At 56.4% G+C, this 13913-nt stretch carries 14 protein-coding genes; 11 read left to right on the top strand and 3 right to left on the bottom strand.

Features of this window, described 5'->3' with window-relative positions; genetic code table 11:
* Positions 1-66 precede the first annotated feature (66 nt).
* The 4 genes from tatA (at position 67) to tatD (ending at position 2479) form a co-directional block, all read left to right on the top strand.
* Positions 67-321, top strand: a complete 255-nt coding sequence (gene tatA / locus MWH02_RS14515; protein ID WP_008105810.1) for a Sec-independent protein translocase subunit TatA — start codon at positions 67-69, stop codon at positions 319-321.
* Between the two features lie 2 nt (positions 322-323).
* On the top strand, positions 324-851 hold the full coding sequence (gene tatB, locus MWH02_RS14510; protein WP_210080993.1) for a Sec-independent protein translocase protein TatB: 528 nt from the start codon (positions 324-326) through the stop codon (positions 849-851).
* A gap of 2 nt (positions 852-853) precedes the next feature.
* The gene (gene tatC, locus MWH02_RS14505) at positions 854-1612 is read left to right on the top strand and encodes a Sec-independent protein translocase subunit TatC (RefSeq protein ID WP_101763732.1); all 759 of its coding nucleotides are present in this window, start codon (positions 854-856) and stop codon (positions 1610-1612) included.
* An 84-nt stretch (positions 1613-1696) separates the two neighbouring features.
* Positions 1697-2479, top strand: a complete 783-nt coding sequence (gene tatD, locus MWH02_RS14500) for a 3'-5' ssDNA/RNA exonuclease TatD (RefSeq protein ID WP_271460894.1) — start codon at positions 1697-1699, stop codon at positions 2477-2479.
* Here the strand turns inward: tatD and rfaH are convergent.
* The gene (gene rfaH, locus MWH02_RS14495) at positions 2476-2964 is read right to left on the bottom strand and encodes a transcription/translation regulatory transformer protein RfaH (RefSeq protein ID WP_101763730.1); all 489 of its coding nucleotides are present in this window, start codon (positions 2962-2964) and stop codon (positions 2476-2478) included. The two genes, tatD and rfaH, sit on opposite strands and share 4 nt — an antisense overlap.
* Positions 2965-3173: 209 nt before the next feature.
* On the opposite strand from rfaH, the gene pepE reads away from it, so the two are divergent.
* The 3 genes from pepE to fre all read left to right on the top strand — a co-directional run bounded on the left by pepE (position 3174) and on the right by fre (position 6204).
* Positions 3174-3905, top strand: coding sequence for a dipeptidase PepE (gene pepE / locus MWH02_RS14490; protein WP_210080991.1), 732 nt, complete (start codon positions 3174-3176; stop codon positions 3903-3905).
* A 73-nt stretch (positions 3906-3978) separates the two neighbouring features.
* Positions 3979-5463: a 4-hydroxy-3-polyprenylbenzoate decarboxylase gene (ubiD, locus tag MWH02_RS14485; protein WP_101763728.1), complete on the top strand. Its 1485-nt coding sequence runs from the start codon at positions 3979-3981 to the stop codon at positions 5461-5463.
* Positions 5464-5502: 39 nt separating this feature from the next.
* Positions 5503-6204 carry an NAD(P)H-flavin reductase gene (gene fre / locus MWH02_RS14480; RefSeq protein WP_101763727.1) on the top strand — a complete coding sequence of 234 codons (702 nt, stop codon included), beginning with the start codon at positions 5503-5505 and terminating at the stop codon, positions 6202-6204.
* 117 nt (positions 6205-6321) lie between these two features.
* Here fre and fadA read toward each other — a convergent pair whose 3' ends face one another.
* Both fadA and fadB read right to left on the bottom strand, forming a co-directional pair.
* A complete protein-coding gene (fadA, locus tag MWH02_RS14475; protein ID WP_137386834.1) occupies positions 6322-7485 on the bottom strand; it encodes an acetyl-CoA C-acyltransferase FadA in 1164 nt (387 codons plus the stop codon).
* Positions 7486-7495: 10 nt separating this feature from the next.
* Positions 7496-9679: a fatty acid oxidation complex subunit alpha FadB gene (fadB, locus tag MWH02_RS14470; protein ID WP_271460893.1), complete on the bottom strand. Its 2184-nt coding sequence runs from the start codon at positions 9677-9679 to the stop codon at positions 7496-7498.
* 186 nt (positions 9680-9865) lie between these two features.
* On the opposite strand from fadB, the gene pepQ reads away from it, so the two are divergent.
* From pepQ to hemG, 4 genes are read left to right on the top strand one after another with little or no spacing between them, the layout of a single operon-like run.
* Positions 9866-11197, top strand: a complete 1332-nt coding sequence (pepQ, locus tag MWH02_RS14465) for a Xaa-Pro dipeptidase (RefSeq protein ID WP_192414452.1) — start codon at positions 9866-9868, stop codon at positions 11195-11197.
* On the top strand, positions 11197-11814 hold the full coding sequence (locus tag MWH02_RS14460) for an IMPACT family protein (protein ID WP_137384924.1): 618 nt from the start codon (positions 11197-11199) through the stop codon (positions 11812-11814). Before pepQ ends, MWH02_RS14460 begins: the two co-directional genes overlap by 1 nt.
* A 27-nt stretch (positions 11815-11841) precedes the next feature.
* Positions 11842-13293 carry a Trk system potassium transporter TrkH gene (trkH, locus tag MWH02_RS14455; protein WP_101763723.1) on the top strand — a complete coding sequence of 484 codons (1452 nt, stop codon included), beginning with the start codon at positions 11842-11844 and terminating at the stop codon, positions 13291-13293.
* A 17-nt stretch (positions 13294-13310) separates the two neighbouring features.
* The gene (hemG, locus tag MWH02_RS14450; protein WP_110867943.1) at positions 13311-13847 is read left to right on the top strand and encodes a menaquinone-dependent protoporphyrinogen IX dehydrogenase; all 537 of its coding nucleotides are present in this window, start codon (positions 13311-13313) and stop codon (positions 13845-13847) included.
* Positions 13848-13913: the final 66 nt, after the last annotated feature.

Below are 13913 nucleotides of genomic sequence, written 5' to 3'. Positions count from 1 at the left end.
GAAATCATACGGGCTTTCTGTGCGTTACAGTCAACAGTTTTTCACAGAATATTAGAGGCATATCTCATGGGCGGTATCAGTATTTGGCAATTGTTAATCATTGCCGTCATTGTTGTTCTTCTGTTCGGTACCAACAAACTTCGTAACCTGGGTTCGGATTTAGGATCTTCCATTCGTGGCTTCAAAAAAGCTATGGGCGATGAAGACGATAAAAAGGATCAACCGAAAGAGCAGGACGCTGACTTCAACGCCAAAACTCTGGCAGACAAACAGCAAACCACGGCGACTAAAGACGACGCCCGGAACGACAAGCAGGTATAACTGTGTTCGACATTGGTTTTAGTGAACTGGTATTAGTGTTCGTGATCGGGCTGATTGTGCTTGGCCCGCAGCGGTTACCGGTTGCGGTGAAAACCGTCGTCGGCTGGATCAGAGCCATTCGCTCACTGGCCGCGAATGTACAAAACGAACTGGCGCAAGAGTTGAAACTGCAGGAATTGCAGGACAGCCTGAAAAAGGTGGAAGAAGCGGGCCGTGGCACGTTGTCACCCGAGCTAAAAGAGTCGATGGAGGAACTGCGTAAAACCGCCGACTCAATGAAACGTTCGGTGCAGCAGAGTATCGATCTCGAAAAAGAGGAAGATGAAGCCAACACTATTCATCAGACTCCGCCAGCCGCCGTGCAGCCCGTGACTTCACCTGCGGTCACGCCCGCAGCAGCAGAACATCAAACCAGTGCGCCTGCACAGACTCCGCAGCCTACTGACGAAACCTCTGCCGCAGAAACCCCTCCCGTCGCCAGTGCTCCTGAAAGCACCGCGAAGACTTCTCTCGTAAAAGATGAACGATAAACATGGCCGTTGAAGATACCCAACCGCTCATTAGCCATTTGATTGAGCTGCGCAAGCGTTTGTTGAATTGCATCATCGCTGTTTTAGTCATCTTTCTGTGTCTGGTCTATTTCGCGAATGATATTTACCATCTGGTCGCGTCGCCGCTGATCAGCCAGATGCCAGCCGGGGCGAGCATGATCGCTACCGACGTCGCATCGCCATTCTTCACGCCGATCAAGCTGACCATCATCGTTTCGGTGTTTCTGGCCGTGCCGGTGATTTTGTATCAGGTGTGGGCCTTTGTGGCGCCCGCGCTCTATCGCCACGAACGCAAACTGGTGATGCCGCTGCTGTTCTCCAGTACGCTGCTGTTTTACGTCGGCGTGGCGTTTGCTTACTTCATCGTGTTCCCGCTGGCGTTTGGCTTCTTCGCCAAAACCGCGCCGCAAGGCGTGACCATCGCAACGGATATCACCAACTACCTCGACTTCGTCATGACGATTTTCATGGCCTTCGGCGTGGCGTTTGAGGTGCCGATTGCGATTGTGCTGCTGTGCTGGACCGGCATAACTTCACCAGAAGATTTGAAAAAGAAACGTCCTTACATGTTGGTTGGCGCGTTCGTGGTTGGGATGTTGCTCACACCGCCGGATGTTTTCTCGCAAACTTTGCTCGCTATTCCGATGTACTGCCTGTTTGAAGTCGGCGTATTCTTCTCCCGCTACTATGTGGGTAAAGGACGTCAGTCTTCGGATGAGGAACACAACACCGAATCCTGATGTCCTTAATGCAGGGCATCCCGCAGCGCGCGGGAAGATGAATCTAAACCGCCCCGTTGGGCGGTTTTTTATTGGGGAGAAGACATGTTTGATATCGGTGTAAACCTGACCAGCACGCAATTCGCAAAAGATCGCGAGCAGGTGGTAAAACGTGCGCGCGAAGCAGGCGTCACCGGCCTGTTAATTACCGGCACCAACGCGCTGGAGAGCCAGCAGGCGCGGCAGCTGGCGGCATTGCACGCGGGCTATTGCTGGTCAACCGCCGGCGTCCATCCGCACCATGCCAGTGAATGGTCGGCGGAAACCGCGAATACCTTGCGTCGCCTGGCGGAAAGTGAGCAGGTGGTCGCGATTGGCGAATGTGGCCTGGATTTCAATCGCAATCTTTCGGCCCACGATCAGCAGGAATACGCTTTCGATGCGCAGCTGGCGTTGGCTGCTGAGCTACAGCTACCGGTGTTTTTGCATTGCCGTGAAGCGCACGATCGTTTTGTTGCAGTACTTGAGCCGTGGCTACCGAAGCTGGTTGGTGCAGTCGTGCACTGCTTTACTGGTACGCGTGACGAGCTGCAAGCGTGTCTGGCGCTGGGATTGTCGGTGGGCATTACCGGTTGGGTATGCGACGAGCGTCGCGGCATGGAACTGCGTGAATTGCTGCCGCTGATTCCGGCTGAGCGCCTGTTACTGGAAACCGACGCACCGTATTTACTGCCGCGCGATATGCATCCGCGTCCCACTTCGCGCCGCAATGAGCCATGCTTCCTGCCGCATATTGTGCAGCAGGTGGCGAACTGGCGTGGCGAGGAGGCGGAAGGGCTGGGCGCGCAGGTTAATCTCAACGCGCGTCAGCTGTTTAAACTCGCTTAGAGTTTACGGAACTGCTTGTTATCCACGCTGCGCATCACCTGTTTGTTCAGCATGTTGAGCAGCAAAACGGAGCGCGTTTCACCATCCGGCTCGGCAAAAATGGCGCGCAATCCTTCGAACGTGCCATCGGTGATGATCACTTCATCACCGCTTTGCGGGGTTTCCGCATCAAGCACGATCTGAGGCACGTCGGTTTGCAGCGCTTCGATCACATCATTTGATACGGTGGCCGGCATGGTGCCAAAGCGCACGAAGTGGCTGACGCCGCGCGTGCTGCTGATGGTGGTGGTGTGAATCGCTTCGGGATCGAATTCGATAAACAGATAGTTGGGAAACAGCGGCTCACTCACGGTGGTGCGTTTACCGCGCACAATCTTCTCCAGAGCGATCATCGGGCTGAGGCAATTCACCTCTTGCCGCTCAAGATGCTCTTTCGCGCGCAACAGTTGTCCACGTTTGCAATAGAGTAAGTACCAGGATTCCATAACCGCTCCCAAATAATGGACGCTAAGAATATCAAATCAGTTGTCAGAGTTATAGCGCATCGGCGGGTGGAAACCGGGCGCTGAAAACAATTTCACTACGATTTATCCGATTGATGCGGCTTATTTACGCTTTCTTGCAAGAAAATTGACGGCCGGCGACCATCTGTATCAGACTCCCTCCCCATCTTTCGATTGAAAAGGAGTGGCTGATGGAACTGTTCCTGTTGAGTAACGGTAAAGTGGCTGACGATGCGCCGCTGTTAAGTTACGCCCACCCGCAGCTGCATGCGATGATCGCCCAGCGCGGCATCACTTCGGCGGTGCTGGTACCGTACGCGATTATTCGTGGCGATCACGCGCAGCGCGCGCAGGAGTTATCCGCGTCGTTAGGCATTGACGTGCGCACCGTGCACGAGTTTGCATCGCCCGTTGCGGCGATTGAACAAGCTGAGCTGATTCTGGTGAGCGGCGGAAATACCTGGTTCCTCAATCAAATGCTGCACGAGCACGGCTTGATCGTCGCTATCCAACGCGCGGTGCGCGAGCGTGATGTGCCGTACGTCGGCTGGAGCGCCGGTTGCAATGTCGCAACGCCTTCCATTCGCACCACCAATGATATGCCGGTGCGCAGCAGCGTAGTGTTGCCCGCGCTGGGTTTGTTCCCGGTGCAGATCAATCCGCATTATCTTGATGCGCACGTCAGCGGCCATATGGGCGAAACGCGTGATGAACGACTGGCCGAGTTCTGTGCCGTTAACCCGCATGAATCGGTGATTGCGCTGCGTGAAGCCAGCTTCCTGCACGTGAGCGAAAATCGCCTGCGTTACTACAGCGCACGCGGTGAAGACTTCAAAGTGTTCCGTCACGGCGAGCCGATTACTGCTTATCACGATGTATTGGCGATTCAGTCGCTGGTGCCGTTTTCCTGTCAGCCTGCCTGACGCAAAACCTCAACATGTCAGCGTAAAACGCCTCTATAATGGCGTTTCACTCTGGCCGGAAAGCTAAAGCCGCATGAAATATCAGGATTTACGAGACTTCCTCGCATTGCTGGAACAGCGTGGCGAGTTAAAGCGCATCACTCAGGAGATCGATCCTGAGTTAGAGATGACGGAAATTGCCGACCGCACGCTGCGCGCTGGCGGCCCAGCGCTGCTGTTCGAAAACCCGAAAGGGTACGACATGCCGGTGCTGTGTAATCTGTTTGGCACACCCAAACGCGTGGCGATGGGCATGGGCCAGGAAGAGGTCAGTGCGCTGCGTGAAGTAGGCAAGCTGCTGGCGTTCCTGAAAGAGCCGGAGCCGCCAAAAGGCTTCCGCGATCTGTTTGATAAGATGCCGCAGTTCAAGCAAGTGCTGAACATGCCAACCAAGCGTCTGCGCAATGCGCCGTGCCAGGAAGAGATTTTCAGCGGCGATGACGTCGATCTGTCGCGCATTCCGGTGATGAAATGCTGGCCGGGCGATGCTGCGCCGCTGATTACGTGGGGATTAACCGTCACGCGCGGCCCGCATAAAGAGCGACAAAATCTGGGTATCTATCGTCAGCAGGTGATCGGCAAGAACCGCGTGATTATGCGCTGGCTGTCGCATCGCGGCGGCGCGCTGGATTTCCAGGAGTGGTGTAAAGCGCATCCGGGCGAACGTTTCCCGGTGTCGGTGGCGCTGGGCGCCGATCCTGCCACCATTCTCGGCGCGGTAACGCCGGTGCCGGATACACTCTCCGAATACGCCTTTGCCGGTTTGCTGCGCGGTAACAAAACCGAAGTGGTGAAGTGCGTTTCGAACGAACTCGAAGTGCCGGCCAGCGCGGAAATCGTGCTGGAAGGTTATATCGAGCCGGGCGATGTCGCGCCGGAAGGTCCGTACGGCGACCACACAGGCTACTACAATGAAGTAGATAGCTTCCCGGTGTTTACCGTGACGCACGTAACGCAACGTCGCAACCCGATTTATCATTCAACCTACACCGGACGTCCACCGGATGAACCGGCGGTGCTGGGCGTGGCGCTCAATGAAGTGCTGGTGCCGATTCTGATCAAGCAATTCCCGGAGATCGTTGATTTCTATCTGCCGCCGGAAGGCTGCTCTTATCGCCTCGCGGTAGTAACGATCAAGAAACAGTACGCGGGTCACGCCAAGCGCGTGATGTTCGGCGTGTGGTCGTTCCTGCGTCAGTTCATGTACACCAAGTTCGTGATTGTGTGCGATGACGACGTCAACGCGCGCGACTGGAATGATGTGATTTGGGCGATTACCACCCGCATGGATCCGGCACGCGATACGGTGCTGGTTGAGAACACGCCCATCGATTATCTCGACTTCGCCTCGCCGGTTTCCGGCTTAGGCTCGAAGATGGGACTTGATGCGACCAATAAGTGGCCGGGTGAAACCACGCGCGAGTGGGGCACGCCGATTGTGAAAGATCCGGCGGTGACCGCGCGCATTGACGCCATTTGGGATGAGTTAGCTATCTTTGCCGAGCCGCCGCAGCGCTAACGGCGGCAGACCAATTAGACCCGAAGAAAAAGGGAACGCATGACAACGTTAAGCTGCAAAGTGACTTCGGTTGAAGCGATTACGGACACGGTTTACCGCGTTCGTTTAATTCCGGCGGCGGATTTTAACTTCCGCGCCGGACAGTATTTGATGGTGGTGATGGATGAGCGCGATAAGCGCCCGTTTTCACTGGCTTCTACGCCAATGGAAAAGGACATCATTGAGCTGCACATCGGCGCGTCGGATCTCAATCTCTACGCGATGGCGGTGATGGACCGCATCAAGAACGATCGCCAGATTACGGTTGATATGCCGCACGGCGATGCCTGGCTGCGTGAAGATAGCGAGCGTCCGATCATTCTGATCGCGGGCGGTACCGGCTTCTCCTATGCGCGTTCTATTCTGCTGACCGCGCTGGCACAGCAACCCGATCGCGAGATTGCGATTTACTGGGGCGGCCGTGAGCTGATGCATCTGTACGATCTGGATGAGCTGAATGCGCTGGCGGTGAAGCATCCGAACCTGAAAGTGATCCCGGTGGTTGAACAACCTGCGGATGACTGGACCGGACGCAGCGGCACGGTGCTGACGGCGGTGATGCAGGATTTCGCGTCGCTCAGCGAGCACGATATCTATATTGCCGGTCGTTTTGAGATGGCGAAGATTGCGCGTGAGCGTTTCTGCGCCGAGCGCGGTGCGCTGGAAGCGCAGATGTTTGGCGATGCGTTTGCCTTTATTTAAGGTCAACAGAACGTGATAAATCGCGCCGCTACGAGAATGTTCACGGATTCGTCGCGGCGCAATGTATTGCGTAAAAAAACCGCCCGAAAGGGCGGTAACACGTGCAACATTAACGTATTAAACCCGTTCGAACACCGTGGCGATGCCCTGGCCTAAGCCAATGCACATGGTCGCCAGACCAAATTGCGCATCGCGACGTTCCATCAGATTCAGCAGCGTAGTACTGATACGCGCACCGGAACATCCCAGCGGATGACCGAGCGCAATCGCGCCGCCATTCAAATTGACTTTCTCATCCAGCTGTTCCAGCAAGCCCATGTCTTTAATGCATGGCAGCGCCTGTGCGGCAAAAGCCTCGTTGAACTCGAACAGGTCGATATCCTGCACGCTCAATCCCGCGCGCTTGAGCGCCAGCTTGCTGGCGGGAACCGGACCGTAACCCATAATCGACGGATCGCAGCCCACCACCGCCATGCTGCGAATGCGCGCGCGCGCTGTCAGACCGAGTTCGCGTGCGCGGCTTTCACTCATGATCAACATCGCGGCTGCGCCGTCGGAAAGCGCGGATGAGCTGCCTGCGGTCACGGTGCCGTTGACCGGATCGAATGCCGGGCGCAGCGCAGCCAATCCTTCGAGGCTGGTCTCTTCGCGGATCACTTCGTCGCTCTCAAAGCGCTTCAACACGCCGTCGGCGTCGTGGCCGTAGGTCGCCACAATCTCACGCTTGAAATCGCCACGTTGAGTTGCCGCCCAGGCGCGCTGGTGCGAACGCAGCGCAAAAGCATCCTGCTGCTCGCGCGTAATGTGATGCATGCGCGCCAGCATCTCGGCGGTTAACCCCATCATGCCCGCCGCTTTTGCTACCGTGCGACCCAGGCCCGGATGGAAATCCACGCCGTGGCTCATCGGCACGTGGCCCATATGTTCTACGCCGCCAATCAGGCAGCTGTGCGCATCGCCAACCATAATCGCGCGTGCCGCGTCGTGCAGCGCCTGCATCGACGAACCGCACAGGCGGTTGACGGTGCTGGCAGGTACGCGATGCGGAATCTCCGCCAGCAGCGCGGCGTTACGAGCAATGTTGAAGCCTTGCTCCAGCGTCTGCTGCACGCAGCCCCAGATAATGTCGTCCAGCGTGGCGGGATCAACCGCCGGGTTGCGGCTCAGCAGCTCACGCATCAAATGCGCCGAGAGATCTTCCGCCCGTACCTGACGAAACGCACCGCCTTTGGAGCGGCCCATCGGCGTGCGGACCGCATCAACAATTACCACTTTTTCCATTTTCATTACCTCAGGCACTTTGCAGCGCCGCTTCGTCAATCGGTTGCACCGCGGGATACCAGCTCTGATGCTGATGGGCTTTTTGCAACAGCAGCTCCGGCAGCGCGTACAGCGGGCCGAGCGCGGTATAACGTTTGGCCTGGTCGACCACGTTGCTGTTGCCCAGCGTATCCATGTAGCGGAACGCGCCGCCACGGAACGGCGGGAAGCCTAAACCGTACACCAGCGCCATATCAGCTTCGGCCGGTGAAGCGATGATCTTCTCTTCGAGGCAGCGCACCACTTCGTTGAGCATCGGCAGCATCATGCGGTTGGCGATCTCGTCATCGCTGAACACGCGCGTCGGCTGGCAAATCGGTTCCAGCAGCGCATCGACAGCCGCATCGGCTCTCTTCTGCGCTTTGCCTTTTTTATCCTGCTCCCAGCGGTAAAAGCCCTGACCGTTTTTCTGGCCGTAACGTTTGGCGTCAAACAGCACGTCGATCGCGTCGCGATAATCTTTCTGCATGCGAGACGGGAAACCTTGCGCCATCACCTGCTGAGCGTGATGCGCGGTATCAATGCCGACCACATCCAGCAGCCACGCGGGGCCCATCGGCCAGCCGAACTGTTTTTCCATCACTTTATCGATCTGACGGAAATCCGCGCCGTCGCGCAGCAGCAGGCTGAAGGCGGCGAAGTAGGGGAACAGCACGCGATTCACAAAGAAGCCGGGACAGTCATTCACCACAATCGGCGTCTTGCCCATTTTGCTCGCCCAGGCCACCACTTTGCTGAGGGTCGCTTCTGAGGTTTTCTCACCGCGAATCACTTCAACCAGCGGCATACGCGGTACCGGATTGAAGAAGTGCATGCCGCAGAAGTTTTCCGGACGTTTCAGGGCTTGCGCCAGCAGGCTGATCGGAATGGTTGAGGTGTTGGAGGCGAGAATGGCGTCCTCGCGCAGATGCTGTTCGGTCTCTGCCAGCACTTTGGCTTTGATCTGCGGATTCTCTACTACCGCTTCTACCACCACGTCGGTGCGTTCGAATCCGGCGTAATCCAGCGTGGGCTGAATGGTGGTGAGTACGCTCGCCAGTTTCGCGCCGTCAATTTTGCCGCGCTCCAGCTGTTTGTTCAGCAGCTTGCTGGCTTCGGTCATGCCCAGCGTTAATGCCTGCGGATTGATATCTTTCATCATCACCGGCACACCTTTCCACGCCGATTGATAAGCAATGCCGCCGCCCATAATGCCTGCGCCTAATACTGCCGCTTGCTGCGGCGCACCGGCCGCACTGCTGTGCTTTTTCGCCAGGCCTTTGACGTACTGATCGTTCAGGAAGATACCGACCAGCGCGCGTGCCACATCGCTCTGCGCCAGCGGCACAAACGCGGCGGTTTCCAGCTTCAGCGCATCATCACGTCCGAGGCTGGCGGCAGCTTCAATGGTTTTGATGGCGGTAATCGGTGCCGGATAGTGTTTGCCCGCGGTTTGCAGCACCATGCTTTTGGCGATGGTGAAGCTCATGGCGGCTTCAATCGGGCTGAGTTTCAGCGGTACCAGCTTCGGCGCGCGGCGTGTCTGCCAGTTGCCCTGCACGATGGCGTCCTGCAATACGGTCAGCGCAGCGGCATGTAGTTTGTCGCTGCTGACTACCGCATCCACCAAACCGAGTTTCAGGGCGCTGCTGCCATCAACATCTTTACCGGCGGCGATAATCTCCATCGCGCTATCGGCGCCAAGCAGGCGTGGCAAGCGCACGCTGCCACCAAAGCCCGGCATAATGCCCAGTTTGGTTTCCGGCAGGCCAATGCGTGCGGTCGGCGTGGCAATGCGGAAGTCGGTCGCCAGTATGCATTCACAGCCGCCGCCCAGCGCATAGCCGTCGATGGCGGCCACGGTGGGCACCGGCAAATCCTCTAAACGATTGAAGATGCTGTTGGCAAACGCCAGCCATTGGCTCAGCTTCTCTTCTGGCGCATCAAACAGCGACAGGAATTCTGTGATGTCGGCACCAACGATAAATGCCGGTTTGGCCGACGAGAGCAACAGGCCGCGCAGCGCGGGTTGCTGTTCCAATACGCTTAATGCCTCGCCCAACGAGGCAACGGTTTTGGTATCGAGTTTGTTCACCGAACCGGGCGCATCGAAAACCAGCTCGGCGATGCCGTCGTCAAGCCAGTGAACTGAAAGGGTATCGCCTTGGTAGAGCATGTCCGTCTCCTGAAACCGCGAAAGTTGATCTGGTCATACCAGATGAGTTGGAGTGTGAGTGTGATGTTAATTATTTGCAAACCAGAGTTTGATTATTTGATACAACGATCACAGCGCGCGCAGCACGGCATCGCTAACACGGCTGTGCTACACTGCGGCCACTTTCGCGACATCGGAGACTAGTCCATGGATTCACTGAAAACCCTGTATCACGCGCACATCAATACGCTGCAGCAGCGAGCGCAGCAGGTGCTGGCTCGCTTTAAGCTTGATGCCATGCTGATTCATTCCGGCGAGCTGTTGACCGTTTTTCTCGACGATCACGACTATCCGTTTAAGGTGAATCCCCAGTTCAAAGCGTGGGTGCCGGTGACGCAGGTGCCAAACTGCTGGTTATGGATTGATGGCGTGAATAAACCCAAGCTGTGGTTCTATTCGCCGGTTGATTACTGGCACAACGTTGAGCCGCTGCCAAACAGCTTCTGGACTAACGATGTGGAGGTGATTGGCCTGAAGAGTGCCGATGAGATCGCGCAGCTGCTGCCAGCACAGCGTGAAAACGTAGCCTATATCGGTCCGGTGCCGTCACGTGCTTCCCAGCTCGGTATTAACAGCGAGCAGGTGAACCCGAAAGGCGTGATCGATTTCCTGCATTATCATCGCAGTATCAAAACCGACTATGAACTGGCGTGTATGCGCGAAGCGCAGAAGCTGGCGGTGGCGGGCCATCGCGCTGCTAAAGAGGCGTTCTTCTCTGGCATGAGCGAGTTCGATATCAATATCGCCTATCTGACCGCAACCGGCCATCGCGATACCGATGTGCCTTATGGCAACATCATTGCGCTCAATGAACATGCCGCGGTGCTGCACTACACCAAACTGGATCATCAGCCGCCGGCCAAACGCCACAGCTTCCTGATTGACGCCGGTGCGGAATACCTCGGTTACGCCGCTGACCTGACGCGCAGCTACGCGGCGCAGAGCAAATCGCGCTATGCCGACATGGTTGCGGCGATGAACAAGGAAGAGCTGGCGCTGATCGCCACCTTGAAAGCCGGCGTGCGCTATACCGATTATCATCTGCAGATGCATCAGCGCATTGCGCGTCTGCTGCTGAAGTTCGAGTTGGTGAAAGGCCTGACTGAAGAGACGCTGGTGGCGGAAGATTTAACCGGTCCGTTTATGCCGCACGGCCTTGGACATCCGCTCGGCTTGCAGGTGCACGATGTGGCTGGCTTCATGCAGGATGACAACGGTACGCATCTGGCGGCACCGTCGCAGTATCCGTATTTGCGTTGTACGCGCGTGCTGGAACCTGGCATGGTGCTGACTATCGAACCGGGCTTCTATATTATCGATTCGCTGCTGACGAAGCTGCGCGGCGGCAAGTTCAGCCAATACTTTGACTGGGCGGCAATTGATGCACTGAAACCTTACGGCGGTATTCGTATCGAGGATAACGTGGTGGTTCACGCTAATCGCATTGAAAACATGACGCGCGACTTGCACCTTGCCTGATGGATGCTTACGACATTCCCGCTCAGGCCGTAAGTCTCAGCGAGGAAACCATCAAGAAAAGCCGCTTCATCACCTTGCTGGCGCACACGGCCGGCGTGGAAGCGGCGCGCGCGTTTGTGCAGCAGGTGAAGCAGGAACATCCTACCGCGCGGCATCACTGCTGGGCGTGGGTGGCGGGTGCGCCGGATGATTCGCAGCAGCTGGGTTTCTCCGATGATGGCGAACCTTCTGGCACCGCGGGTAAACCGATGCTGGCCCAGCTGATGGGCAGCGGTGTCGGTGAGATCACCGCGGTGGTAGTGCGTTATTATGGCGGCATTATGCTGGGCACCGGCGGCCTGGTAAAAGCTTATGGCGGCGGCGTGCAGCAAGGACTGAAGCAACTGGCGCGTCAGCGTAAAGTGCCGATGGAATCTTTTACCCTGCAGTGCGATTACGCCCAACTCAGCGACATTGAACGCCTGCTGCAACGTTTTGACGGCATTATAGAAGAGAGCCATTATCAGGATCGTATTGCGCTGCGTTTAGCGTTGCCGCATGCGCAGATTGATGGCTTTCGCCAAAACCTCTCTGATTACAGCCGGGGCGCGCTGACGCTCATCCCGCTGACAAACTAAAAGCTTCTGTTTAAAGGAAACGGCTGAATGCATTTTCGCGCCATTACCCGCATCGTGGGCCTGCTGGTGATTCTGTTCTCGGTGACCATGATTTTACCGGGCCTCGTCGCCTTGATTTACCGTGATGGTGCCGGGCGCGCGTTCAGTCAGACCTTTATGATGGCGATCGTTATCGGTTCACTGCTGTGGTGGCCAAACCGCAAGCAGAAAACCGAACTCAAGCCGCGCGAAGGTTTCCTTATTGTGGTGCTGTTCTGGACCGTGTTGGGCAGCGTCGGTGCGATGCCGTTTATCTTCGCCGAGCAGCCGCATCTCTCAATCACTGATGCCTTCTTTGAGTCCTTCTCTGGCCTCACTACCACCGGCGCCACCACGCTGGTGGGACTGGATACGTTGCCTAAAGCGATTTTGTTTTATCGTCAGATGCTGCAGTGGCTCGGCGGGATGGGGATCATTGTGCTGGCGGTGGCGATTCTGCCCATTCTGGGCGTGGGTGGCATGCAGCTCTATCGCGCCGAAATGCCGGGACCGTTGAAAGATAACAAGATGCGTCCGCGTATCGCGGAAACAGCTAAAACGTTGTGGCTGATCTACGTATTGCTCACCGTGGCGTGCGCGGTGGCGCTGTGGCTGGCGGGCATGCCGATGTTTGATGCTATCGGCCATAGCTTCTCGACGATCGCGATTGGCGGATTCTCAACCCATGATGCCAGCATCGGCTACTTTAATAGCCCAACTATCAACACCATTGTCGCGGTATTTCTGCTGATCTCGGGCTGTAACTATGGCCTGCACTTCTCTTTATTAAGTGGTCGCAACCTGAAAGTGTACTGGCGCGATCCCGAATTCCGCATGTTTATTGGCGTACAACTGACCTTAGTGCTGATCTGTACCATAGTGTTGTGGTTCCACAATGTGTACGCCAGCGGCTGGCAAACGCTGAATCAGGCGTTTTTCCAGGTGGTATCAATGGCGACCACGGCCGGTTTTACCACCGACAGCATTGCGCGCTGGCCGCTGTTCCTGCCGGTGCTGCTACTGTGCTCGGCTTTTATCGGCGGCATGGCGGGTTCAACCGGCGGCGGTTTGAAGGTGATTCGCATACTGCTGCTGTTCAAACAGGGTTCGCGTGAACTGAAGCGATTGGTGCACCCGAATGCGGTTTACACCATCAAGTTGGGTAATCGCGCGCTGCCGGAACGTATCCTCGAAGCGGTGTGGGGTTTCTTCTCAGCTTATGCGCTGGTATTCCTGCTCAGCATGTTGGCGATTATCGCCACCGGCGTGGATGACTTCTCGGCTTTTGCTGCCGTGGCCGCGACCCTGAATAACCTCGGGCCCGGTTTGGGCGTGGTAGCAGACAACTTCACTTCAATGAATGATGTCGCGAAGTGGATTTTGATTTTAACCATGCTGTTTGGACGCCTTGAAGTGTTCACGCTGCTGGTGCTGTTCACGCCGACCTTTTGGCGCGAATAATAAAATAGGATTGAGTAATGAAAGCGTTGATTCTGTATTCCAGCCGCGATGGACAAACCCGTGACATTGCCGCGCGCATTGCGCAGACCTTAGTGCCGCATCAGCTATGCGACGTGATCGATTTACTGCATGCGCAGCAGATTGATTGGTTGCAGTATGATCGCGTGCTGATTGGTGCTTCGATCCGCTATGGCCATTTCAATCCGGCGTTGCTGAAATTTGTCACCCAGCACAGAGCACAGCTGCAGCAGCGGGTGAGCGGCTTCTTTAGTGTCAACCTGACGGCGCGTAAAGCAGATAAGTGTACGCCAGAGACCAATGCGTATACGCGCAAGTTCCTGGAGCAGTCACCGTGGCAACCCGATTGCTGTGCGGTTTTCGCCGGGGCGTTGCGTTATCCGCGTTATCGCTGGTTTGATCGCGTCATGATTCAATTCATTATGCGTATGACCGGCGGGGAAACCGATACATCGAAAGAAGTGGAGTACACCGATTGGAATAAAGTGGCGCTTTTTGCCCAGGGTTTTGCGCAGTTACCAGGCAAATCGTTGTGAAATACAGCGTTGTGGCGAAATTTAGGTCGAACAGTAATTTATTTGCAATTAACCCTTGTCAGCTCC

This window comes from Pantoea leporis, assembly GCF_028048155.1.
Taxonomy (GTDB): domain Bacteria; phylum Pseudomonadota; class Gammaproteobacteria; order Enterobacterales; family Enterobacteriaceae; genus Pantoea; species Pantoea leporis.
The sequence above is the reverse complement of the archived record's forward strand: the minus strand, read 5'-3'. Positions and strand labels throughout refer to the sequence as shown.